Genomic DNA, 10,296 nt, shown 5'->3' on the forward strand with positions numbered 1-10,296 from the left:
TTTGTAGGCGGCGATAAGTTGATATTGTGATAGGAGAATCTATTACTGTTCTTTTAATTTTTCTTGTTGTGCGATTAATAAATTGCGTAATACGTGTCCGCGGTAACTTTCTAATTTTCGTCCTTCATGATAGCGTACGCCTAATTTTTTTAGTTCAGCTACGTACCAGCCTTTTGTCCCGTAATACATGAGATCACTTCCTTTTGCTTTTGAACAGTATATGTTGGGGGGAGAAGTAACTTTACATTGAAAATAATAATGGTAAAAGGAATTTTGCATGTGTGTACGAGAGGAATTGCAAAGTTATCGAGGTGTTTTATAACGTAACATCCAAGCCGTGTATAAAAAAGTAGACAGTTGTATATGAATTTGTTGAAAAAAGAATACACATTGCTGAGGGGATTTGAAAAAAGTAATGCTATACGATTTGGCATGATACTTGCGTTGGAAATAGTATCAACGTATAGGGGAGAGATAGAAATGAAGGTTAGTAAAATATATACAACGATTGATGCACACGTAGCTGGGGAGCCGCTTCGAATTATTACGGGCGGCGTGCCAGAAATAAAAGGGGAAACGCAGCTGGAAAGACGCGCATACTGTATGGAACATTTGGATTACCTTCGTGAAATTCTGATGTATGAACCGAGAGGGCATCACGGAATGTACGGTTGTATCATTACACCGCCAGCAAGTGCCCACGCTGATTTTGGTGTTTTATTTATGCACAATGAAGGATGGAGTACGATGTGTGGTCATGGCATTATTGCTGTCATTACAGTAGGAATTGAAACAGGCATGTTTGAAGTAAAGGGTGAAAAACAAAAGTTCATTATTGATAGCCCTGCTGGGGAAGTTGTTGCGTATGCAAAATATAACGGGAGTGAAGTAGAATCTGTATCATTTGAAAATGTCCCTTCCTTTGTATACAAAAAAGACGTTCTTATTAAAATAGATAACTATGAATTTCAAGTAGATATTGCGTTTGGCGGAGCATTTTACGCTGTTGTAGATTGTAAAGAATTTGGTTTGAAAGTTGATTTCAAAGATTTATCTGCTATTCAAAAGTGGGGCAGTAAAATTAAACATTATATAGAGAGCAAAATAGAAGTGAAACATCCACTTGAAGAAGGATTGAAAGGAATATACGGCGTTATCTTTTCAGATGAACCGAAAGACAAAGGTGCTACGCTACGAAATGTAACGATTTTTGCTGATGGGCAAGTAGACCGTTCTCCTTGCGGTACAGGAACTTCAGCGAGAATCGCAACTCTTTTTGAAAAAGATGCCTTACAAAAAGGAGAAATCTTCGTCCACGAATGCATTACTGATGGGAAATTCGAGGGAGAAGTATTGTCGGTAACAGCGGTAGGTACATATGAAGCTGTCGTTCCGAAAGTAACGGGGCATGCATTTATTACAGGGTTTCATCAGTTCGTTGTAGATCCGAGAGATGATTTGAACCGAGGATTTTTGTTAGGATAAAGTGAAACTTTAATCAGTGGAGGGGTTCCCCACTGATTATTAGTTGAACCAATCGGGTTTTTACGGGCAGTTGATCTCCCGTGTAACTTCTTTGTCCAACTGAATTTTTAGATGGGAGTCTTACTGCCCGTTAATACGGGATAGAAGAAGGGGGTGGAAAGATATGCTAGTTATAAGCGCAAACGAACAAAGAAACTTAGTAAATATGAATGAAGTTATTGAATACGCGGCGCTTGCTTTAAAAGAATTTTCCGCAGAAAGAACGATTACACCAATAAGAGGCTCATTACCATTTGCGAACGAGCAAAATACGGCATTAATTATGCCTTCAGTAGCGGAAGGACTTGAGGCACTTGGAGTAAAAATAGTAACGGTAGTCCCGCAAAATAAACAGATAGGAAAGAAAACGATCAATGGGATTGTGATGCTATCAGACTTTCAAACGGGAGAACCGCTCGCACTTTTAGAAGGATCGTACTTAACGATGATCCGAACAGGCGCCTTATCAGGAGTAGCGACAAAATATTTAGCTCGTCATAACGCAAAAACTTTATGCATTATCGGAACGGGTGAACAAGCGAAGGGAATGGCCGAAGCGATATTTGCGGTTAGAGATATCGAAAAAGTCATTTTATACAATCGCACAGAAGAAAAAGCGTATGCATTTGCGCAATATATACAAGAGAAATTTGGTAAACCAGCTTACGTTTACAGGGATCCAAATGAAGCAATACGTGAAGCAGACATCATCGTCACAACTACGAATGCATCCACACCAGTCTTCTCAGAAACACTACAAAAAGGCGTCCACGTAAACGCCGTCGGCTCATTCAGACCGAGCATGCAAGAACTACCCTCACACGCCATCACAAGCGCAAACAAAGTAGTAGTTGAATCAAAAGAAGCAGCACTAGACGAAACAGGAGACCTTCAAGTTCCGATAAAAGAAGGTCTATTCAAAGCAAACGCCATTCACGCTGAACTTGGTCAAATTATAAGCGGAGAAAAAGCTGGCCGCGAAAATGATGAAGAGATTACTATTTTCAAATCAGTTGGTTTAGCGGTAGTAGATATTATCGTTGCGAAGTATTTGTATGAGAAAGCGTTGGAGCGCGGAGTAGGGAATAAGATTGAGTTTTGAGACTGCCTTTTGGTGGTCTTTTTTGTTGATGTGGGTGTGCTAGTATTTATAATTGAAGCCTTTTAATATTATGTTGAAATATATGAATTCTGCGCGGACATCAAATCATTCATTCAATTGGTATATGAAAAAGTTGCACCTCTAATTATTAGAGATGCAACTTTTTACCATTCTCGCCATTCTTCTGTTATATCTTCCTCGGATTCTAAGCCAGCTATTTGTGCTGCTGTATCGATAAATTCATAGAGATCTTCTCTTTCCATTGTTTCAATAAAATGGTCATGTTCAATATTTAATTCATTTAATTTAATAACTACCTCTTTAACAACTTGCATTACTTCGACTTCGGTTGGATTCTCTCCTAATCGCTGTAAATTGTTAATGTAAGTATCAAGAACTGTATTTGTTGCACTTATATTTTCTTCAGTAAAAAATTCCCCATCTTCATCATACTCAACCCATGAGGTTGTTGGTTTATTTTTTTTCAATTCATCAAATGTCATGATAACCTCCTAAATGTGTTTTTTTATCTTTAATTCCATTCTATATTTTCGGTCATATATAACAATCCTTTTAGAGTTTTTTTGTAAGCTGCTAGTTTTTTAACTCATTTTACGAGGTAACCTATTCGTGGTCTTTTTATTTTATCATCCTTATACATATAGTTTATCGCAAGAATTCAGTAATAGATTTCAAACTTTCTAGTTTTACAAAAAAGTTTGACTTTACATACGGGTAGTGGTAATTTAAAACTTATAAGAAAACTCGGGATTAATTCCGAGTTTTCTTATGGGCATAAACAGTTCGAGGGGGCCGAAAGATGAAACAGAAGTTATTTGCATTACCATTTGTTCTAATACTACTTATTGCATTAGCTGCTTGTTCAGGGGAAAAAGATTCGAAGCAAGCAGGAACTAGTAAATCAGGGACTCCGAAAGACGGAGGGGCGTTAACGATTGGTGTTAGCGATAATCCAGATACGATGAATCCGCTTTATGCGAATGATCGTGTGTCATTAACTGTGCAGCAAGCTTTATATGCGCCGCTATATCATATGGAAGATGGTAAGAAAAAGTTTGTTCTTGCTGAGAGCTTTACGCCTTCAGAAGATCAATTAACGTGGACACTGAAGTTAAAAGATAATTTGAAATGGCATGATGGTAAGAAAATTACATCAGACGATATAGCATTTACATTCCAATCTATTTTGGATGAGAAGCAAAATAGCTCAAGTCGTGAAAACTTTATTTTTAAAGGAAAGCCGCTTGAGGTGAAAAAGGTAGATGAGTTAACAACTCAATTCGTTTTACCACAAGTAAGCGCATCTTTCGAAGGTGTGATGAATGATTTCTTCCCAATTCCGAAACATGTATTTGAAGGGGAAGCAGATTTAGCGAAGAGTAAGAAAAACTTACAGCCTGTAGGATCAGGGCCGTTTAAGTTTAAAGAGTATAAATCAGATGAGTACGTTGCATTAGATCGATTTGATGATTATGTAGGTGGGAAAGCTAAATTAGACTCTATCGTATACCGCGTTGTAAAAGACCGTAATACAGCAAATGTTTCACTGCAAAATGGTCAAATCAACATGAAGATGATTGAGCCGCAAGACTTTAAGAAATTGGATAGCACAGGGAACTTCTCAATGGTGACATTCCCTGAAGGTAGATTATTCTACTTATCTTATAACATGAATACTGATCTTATGAAGAAAAAAGAAGTGCGTCAAGCAATTGCGCATGCGTTAGATAAGAAAGAAATGATTAACTCAGCATTCGTTTCAGGTGAATTTGCAGAACCAGCAAATTCAATCTTAACGCCAGACGCTATGTATTATGCGAAAGATATTAAAGACTATAAGTATGATAAAAAAGAAGCGAAAGATTTATTAGCAAAAGCTGGCGTGAAAGATAAAGAAAAAGTACGTGTGATGTATGTAACGAATAATAAAATTATGGAAAGCTTAGCGTTATATACACAACAAAAATTAAAAGAAGTTGGCTTAGAAGTTGAACTAAATGCATTAGATGCTAGTGCGGCAAGCGAAAAAGGCTTAGATAAAGAGAATAAAGAATATGACATTACATTTGGTGGTTACATAATGGGACCTGAGCCAGATTCATATAAGAGCTTATTCTTAAGCAATGCTGAATACAATTATGCACGATATAAAAACGCTGATTTCGATAAGTTATGGGAAGAAGCTGCAGTTGAAACAGATAAAACAAAACGCGCAGAGCTATACCATAAAATTCAAGAGACAGCTAGAGAAGACGTACCTTATCTACCAATCGCGTATCCGAAAGCAGTTATTGCAGTAGATAAAAAGTTTGATGGATTAAAAGAAGCGAAAGCAATTCCTGTCACAATGTTTGAAGATCTATCTAAGATTTATGAAGTGAAATAAGAAACAATAAAGAAGCTGGTGGAAATCAGCTTCTTTAGCTTGAGGGGGGGAAGTTTGTGTATAAAGTAATTGCGAAGAGGCTTTTAAATGCAATTCCGCTTTTATTTGTTATTTCTATTATTTCTTTTCTATTAATAAAACTAGCACCGGGGGATCCCGTTCGAAACTTTGTAACGCCAAACATGAGTCCAATTGATGTTGAGCGTATTCGTAAAAGTTTAGGACTAGATCAACCAATTTACGTGCAGTATTTTTTATGGTTAAAAAATATTTTAACAGGAAACTTTGGTTACTCACTTCAAAATCATCGTCCTGTTTTGGAACTTATCACAGAAAGATTACCTGCAACAATTGGATTAATGGGATCATCTTTACTCGTCTCATTCGTAATCGCAATACCACTTGGACTATTTACAGGTGTGAAAAAGAATTCGTTCTTTGACCGCATTGTAAACTTTATTTCATACGTTGGTATTTCTATGCCGGTTTTCTGGTTTGCACTACTATTAGTCTACTTATTCTCTTTAAAATTGAACCTACTTCCGAGTATGGGTATGCGCACCGTTGGTAAAGACTCTGTCTGGGATATTGTGCAACACGGCATTTTACCTTGCATGGTGTTAGCGTTCCAAAACGTATCTGTTTATATGAGATATATTCGTTCAAGTACGATTCAGCAATTAGAAGAAGAATATGTACAAATTCAATATGCGTACGGCGCTTCAAAGAAAACAGTGTTATTTAATCACGTACTTCGAAATGTATTAATACCGATCATTACAATTTTCGGATTATCGATTCCAAGTTTAGTAGGCGGAGCGTTTATTACGGAAACAGTATTTTCATGGCCGGGTCTTGGTTCACTTGGGGTAAATGCTATTTTTAGATTTGATTATCCGATTATCATGGCAATTACATTACTATCATCATTCATGTTAATTCTCGGTAACTTAATTGCTGATATTTTATATGGCGTAGTAGATCCGCGCATTCGAATGAGGGGGTGATTTGGAATGAATAATAGGAGATTTCAAACGATAAAACATAGCTTTACGAAAAATAAGTTTGTTGCAATGGGAGTTATTATACTTGCGGTTTTAACGGTCGCATCAATTTTCGCATTCATATCGCCATACGATCCTAGCAAAATGTCGATTCCAGATCGCTTACAAGAACCAAGTATGAGTCATCCTTTCGGAACGGATGATTACGGAAGGGATTACTTAACGAGAGCGTTATATGGCGGACGAGTTTCACTTGCGGTCGGTTTTCTTGCGATGGTTGTTTCTATTACAATCGGTACCGCAGTTGGAACAATTAGCGGATATTTTGGCGGAAAGTTAGACAACTTTTTAATGAGAGTTGTTGAAGTGCTTATGTCAATTCCATCATTCTTTTTAATGCTACTATTAAATGCGTATTTAAAACCAGGAATTACGACGTTAGTTCTTATTATCGGATTACTAACATGGATGGACACCGCCCGTATTGTAAGGGCAGAAACGTTATCTGTAAAAGAGCGTGAGTACGTTTTATACGCAAAAGTATCAGGACAAAAATCACTTATGATTATTGTAAGACATATCATTCCTAACATTTTATCAACCATTATTATCGCCGCGACATTAACGATTGCGACATCGATTTTAATGGAATCATCACTTAGTTTCTTAGGTTTAGGTATTAGAGAACCAGATTCTTCTTGGGGCAGCATGCTAAACAATGCGCAAGGATATATTGGTGAAGCTTGGTATTTAACGCTCTTCCCAGGATTCCTTATCCTTTTAACGGTACTTAGTTTTAACGTAATTGGTGAAGCGTTGAAGAAAGCTTTCGCACCAAAAGGAGCCGGACATGAAAACTAAAGTGTTAAGTGAAAGGAGTGAGAAGCGTGTCTGAAAAACTACTAGAAGTGAAAAATTTAAAGACTTCTTTTTTCATAGAAAGTGGCGAAGTTGAAGCGGTTCGCGGCGTTACATTTCGCTTAAATAAAGGAGAAGTAGTCGGTATCGTTGGGGAATCTGGAAGCGGAAAGAGTGTAATGGCAAAGTCTGTTATGTCTCTCGTTACGTCACCAGGAAAAGTGAAAGAAGGGGAAATCCTTTTTCATAATGAAAACATACTTTCTAAATCTGAAAAAGAATTACGTTCTATTAGAGGAAATCAAATTTCACTTATCTCTCAAGACCCAATGTCAGCGCTAAATCCGGTCGTGAAAATTGGGAAACAAATGACGGAAGTAATTATACGTCATCAAAAAGTGAAAAAGAAAGAAGCAGAGCAGATCGCGATCAACTTGTTAAAACAAGTCGGTCTTTCGTCACCAGAAGAAAGGGTAAAACAATATCCGCATGAACTAAGCGGTGGTATGAAGCAGCGAGTTATGATCGCAATGGCGATGTCTTGTAACCCGGACCTTCTCATTGCGGACGAACCGACGACTGCACTTGATGTAACGATACAAGCACAAATACTAGATTTAATGAAAAACTTAAAGAACGAAACGAATATGGCGTTACTTCTTATTACGCATGACTTAGGAATTGTCGCGCAAAACTGTACGCGCGTCATCGTTATGTACGGCGGGCTTATTATGGAAGAAGGACCTGTACTTGATATTTTCCAATCGCCGAATCATCCATATACGAAAGGGCTATTAAACTCTTTGCCAAAAATATCGAACGGTGTAAAAGAAAGACTCGCTCCTATTCAAGGTGTAACACCAAACTTATTAAACCCGCCACAAGGTTGCCCATTCGCAGAGCGTTGCCCACATGCGATGGACATTTGTGAAAAAGAACGTCCGCCATATTTTGAAATCGGAAACGAAAGACGTTCCATGTGCTGGTTAAACGATAAGACAGTAGGTGATTCACATGCATGAAGAAAACTTAATTGAAGTTCGGAACTTAAAAAAGTATTTTCCTATTAAAAAAGGACTATTTGGCAGGAAAACAGAGCAATTAAAAGCAGTCGATGACCTTAGCTTCACCATTAAAAAAGGTGAAACATTCGGATTAGTAGGAGAATCTGGCTGCGGAAAATCAACGACAGGAAGAAGCATCATTCGTTTACACGATGTCACTTCAGGTAACGTTTTATTCGACGGAAAAGATATCGCAAGTTTAAAAGAAAGTGAACTAAAAGAATATAGAAAACGAATGCAAATTATTTTCCAAGATCCATACGCATCATTAAACCCGGCAATGAATGTATTCCAAATTATTAGCGAACCGATGAACATTCACGGTTCCTACGAAAAAGAAGAACAAAAAGAAATCATTTTAGACCTTCTGAAAAAGGTAGGATTAAAAGAAGAACATTTATATCGCTACCCGCACGAATTTAGTGGAGGCCAGCGCCAGCGCATTAGCATCGCGCGCGCACTATCTGTAAAACCAGATTTTATCCTATGTGACGAACCAATCTCAGCACTCGATGTCTCAGTCCAAGCACAAGTCGTAAACATGCTGCAAGACATCCAAGAAGAAACAGGCGTCACATACTTATTCATCGCGCATGACCTATCGATGGTAAGGCACATATCAGACCGAATCGGAGTCATGTACTTAGGAAACATAGTAGAAATTGCCGATAGTGAAGACCTATACACAAAACCGGCACATCCATACACACAAGCACTACTCTCATCTATGCCAGAACCAGATTCAACAAACACAGGCAAAGAACGGATCATCCTAGAGGGAGAAGTACCAAGCCCACTAAACTCACCATCCGGCTGCAAATTCAGAACGCGCTGTAAATTCGCCACTGAAAAATGCGCACAGGAAGTACCGAAGATGGTGGAGATTGAGAAGGGGCATCAGGTGGCTTGTCATTTGTTTTAGATTTGAGGAAAAGCATTGGGGGGACCTGGTGCTTTTTTTCTTTGTAGGTGAACGTGATGTGGGATTGGTTGTTAGTTTAGGAGATAACGCGCTCGAAATTTGTCGGTAAATCGATATGTTGTGTCGAAACGTTGATATATTCGGAGTTACGATCGATATAATCGAATAATCGTTGATATATTTTTTTAAAGAGTGGGATTGGTTGTAGATTAATGTAGAAATTTAATGTTTTCGAAAAAAAGAATTGACTTCTATATTAGTTGTAACTAAAATGGTTACATAAAGATGTAATCAATTTAGTTACAACTAATATCTGCTAAAAATATGATTTATATATTTAATTAAGGATGGTGGTCCATACGTTGCCACCCGGTGTAGAAAGTTACTAACACATTCAAATCAATGCATATTCTAAGCTTTAGTATTTTCTGTTACGGGGCAATAAGGTGCAACGTTATCTTTTGTTAAAAACCTTGGTGGATCTTTCTTTGGAAATATTAGTTTTGGGGAAATATAGTAAGGTATCTAAAAAAGAACAAGGTATAAAAAGATGTACTTATATAAACCAAAAATTTAGTTGAGCTGGATAATAAAAAAAAGGTAGGAGATTTAAATGGAGACGAAACAAGATAACCTTATTTACGTATGGGATGCATATTGTGGATGGTGCTATGGTTTTTCAGAAAGTATTAAAGGATTTTACAAAAACCACACTGAAGTGCCATTAACGGTTTTATGTGGAGGGTTATTTTTAGATAATTTACCAATGAAAAACTTCTCATATATAAAAGAAGGAAATAAAAGAATTAATCAACTTACAGGTGCTGAATTTGGTCCTTCATATCAAAAATTGGTGGAGGAAGGCACTTTTAAAATGAATTCGAAAGATGCTGCAATTGGCTTTTCAGCTTTACGCTCATTAGCGCCAGACCGTTTATTAGAATTCACTTCGGCTATGCAAAAAGCGTTTTATTATGAGGGCCAAAGTCTGAGTGATCCTGAAACATATCGCAAGATTGCAATCGAGCATGGTTTGGACCCTGAACAAGTATTAGAACGTTTAAACGCTCAAGAAACAATAATAGATGTCCAAAATGATTTCAATAAAGTTCGACAGCTTGGTGTTAATAGCTATCCTTCCTTACTTTTACAAAAGGATAATCAAATTATTCCTATTGGTGGTGGCGTAATGACGCCGGATAAAATTGAAGCGCGTTTTAAAAATTTATATTAAGAAAATTTAGGATATAGTAGCAAACATGTTATCTTAGGCCACCTGACATTCAACTCCGGAATATTCGCCAGTACTATTACACTTTCAGATGAATGGGAGTGGGAGATTTTATCCCGCTTTAACGGGCAGTAAGACCCCCACCTCAAAATTCAGTGGAAGCAAAGAAGTTAGGTGGGGGATC

General features: G+C 37.4%; 9 protein-coding genes and 1 pseudogene. 8 read left to right on the forward strand and 2 right to left on the reverse strand.

Going from position 1 to position 10,296, the window contains the following annotated elements; all coding sequences use genetic code 11:
* Positions 1-42 precede the first annotated feature (42 nt).
* Positions 43-272 (reverse strand): annotated as a pseudogene (locus RT27_RS34745) (YflJ family protein).
* Between the two features lie 208 nt (positions 273-480).
* On the opposite strand from RT27_RS34745, the gene RT27_RS01550 reads away from it, so the two are divergent.
* Together RT27_RS01550 and RT27_RS01555 are read left to right on the forward strand one after the other, a co-directional pair.
* Positions 481-1,485: a proline racemase family protein gene (locus RT27_RS01550; RefSeq protein ID WP_043935131.1), complete on the forward strand. Its 1,005-nt coding sequence runs from the start codon at positions 481-483 to the stop codon at positions 1,483-1,485.
* 163 nt (positions 1,486-1,648) lie between these two features.
* Positions 1,649-2,626: an ornithine cyclodeaminase family protein gene (locus tag RT27_RS01555; protein WP_043935132.1), complete on the forward strand. Its 978-nt coding sequence runs from the start codon at positions 1,649-1,651 to the stop codon at positions 2,624-2,626.
* 164 nt (positions 2,627-2,790) lie between these two features.
* On the opposite strand, the gene RT27_RS01560 is transcribed toward RT27_RS01555, so the two are convergent.
* Complete coding sequence (locus tag RT27_RS01560) at positions 2,791-3,129, reverse strand: hypothetical protein (RefSeq protein WP_043935133.1); 339 nt, start codon at positions 3,127-3,129, stop codon at positions 2,791-2,793.
* A 317-nt stretch (positions 3,130-3,446) separates the two neighbouring features.
* Here RT27_RS01560 and RT27_RS01565 point away from each other — a divergent pair, with 317 nt between their 5' ends.
* The 6 genes from RT27_RS01565 (at position 3,447) to RT27_RS01590 (ending at position 10,115) form a co-directional block, all read left to right on the forward strand.
* On the forward strand, positions 3,447-5,033 hold the full coding sequence (locus RT27_RS01565; protein WP_043935134.1) for an ABC transporter substrate-binding protein: 1,587 nt from the start codon (positions 3,447-3,449) through the stop codon (positions 5,031-5,033).
* 56 nt (positions 5,034-5,089) lie between these two features.
* On the forward strand, positions 5,090-6,040 hold the full coding sequence (locus RT27_RS01570; protein WP_000278778.1) for an ABC transporter permease: 951 nt from the start codon (positions 5,090-5,092) through the stop codon (positions 6,038-6,040).
* Between the two features lie 6 nt (positions 6,041-6,046).
* A complete protein-coding gene (locus RT27_RS01575; protein WP_043935135.1) occupies positions 6,047-6,898 on the forward strand; it encodes an ABC transporter permease in 852 nt (283 codons plus the stop codon).
* Between the two features lie 26 nt (positions 6,899-6,924).
* Positions 6,925-7,917, forward strand: a complete 993-nt coding sequence (locus tag RT27_RS01580; protein WP_023521279.1) for an ABC transporter ATP-binding protein — start codon at positions 6,925-6,927, stop codon at positions 7,915-7,917.
* On the forward strand, positions 7,910-8,881 hold the full coding sequence (locus RT27_RS01585; protein WP_043935136.1) for an ABC transporter ATP-binding protein: 972 nt from the start codon (positions 7,910-7,912) through the stop codon (positions 8,879-8,881). Before RT27_RS01580 ends, RT27_RS01585 begins: the two co-directional genes overlap by 8 nt.
* Positions 8,882-9,494: 613 nt before the next feature.
* Positions 9,495-10,115 carry a DsbA family protein gene (locus tag RT27_RS01590; RefSeq protein ID WP_043935137.1) on the forward strand — a complete coding sequence of 207 codons (621 nt, stop codon included), beginning with the start codon at positions 9,495-9,497 and terminating at the stop codon, positions 10,113-10,115.
* Positions 10,116-10,296: the final 181 nt, after the last annotated feature.

Source organism: Bacillus sp. L_1B0_5 (genome assembly GCF_000836715.1).
Classification (GTDB): domain Bacteria; phylum Bacillota; class Bacilli; order Bacillales; family Bacillaceae_G; genus Bacillus_A; species Bacillus_A thuringiensis_S.

Bases quoted from the DNA above. Each gene is read 5' to 3' on its own strand.
- RT27_RS01550 (WP_043935131.1), top strand. From the start codon at position 481: ATGAAGGTTAGTAAAATATATACAACGATTGATGCACACGTAGCTGGG.
- RT27_RS01555 (WP_043935132.1), top strand. From the start codon at position 1,649: ATGCTAGTTATAAGCGCAAACGAACAAAGAAACTTAGTAAATATGAAT.
- RT27_RS01560 (WP_043935133.1), bottom strand. From the start codon at position 3,129: ATGACATTTGATGAATTGAAAAAAAATAAACCAACAACCTCATGGGTT.
- RT27_RS01565 (WP_043935134.1), top strand. From the start codon at position 3,447: ATGAAACAGAAGTTATTTGCATTACCATTTGTTCTAATACTACTTATT.
- RT27_RS01575 (WP_043935135.1), top strand. From the start codon at position 6,047: ATGAATAATAGGAGATTTCAAACGATAAAACATAGCTTTACGAAAAAT.
- RT27_RS01585 (WP_043935136.1), top strand. From the start codon at position 7,910: ATGCATGAAGAAAACTTAATTGAAGTTCGGAACTTAAAAAAGTATTTT.
- RT27_RS01590 (WP_043935137.1), top strand. From the start codon at position 9,495: ATGGAGACGAAACAAGATAACCTTATTTACGTATGGGATGCATATTGT.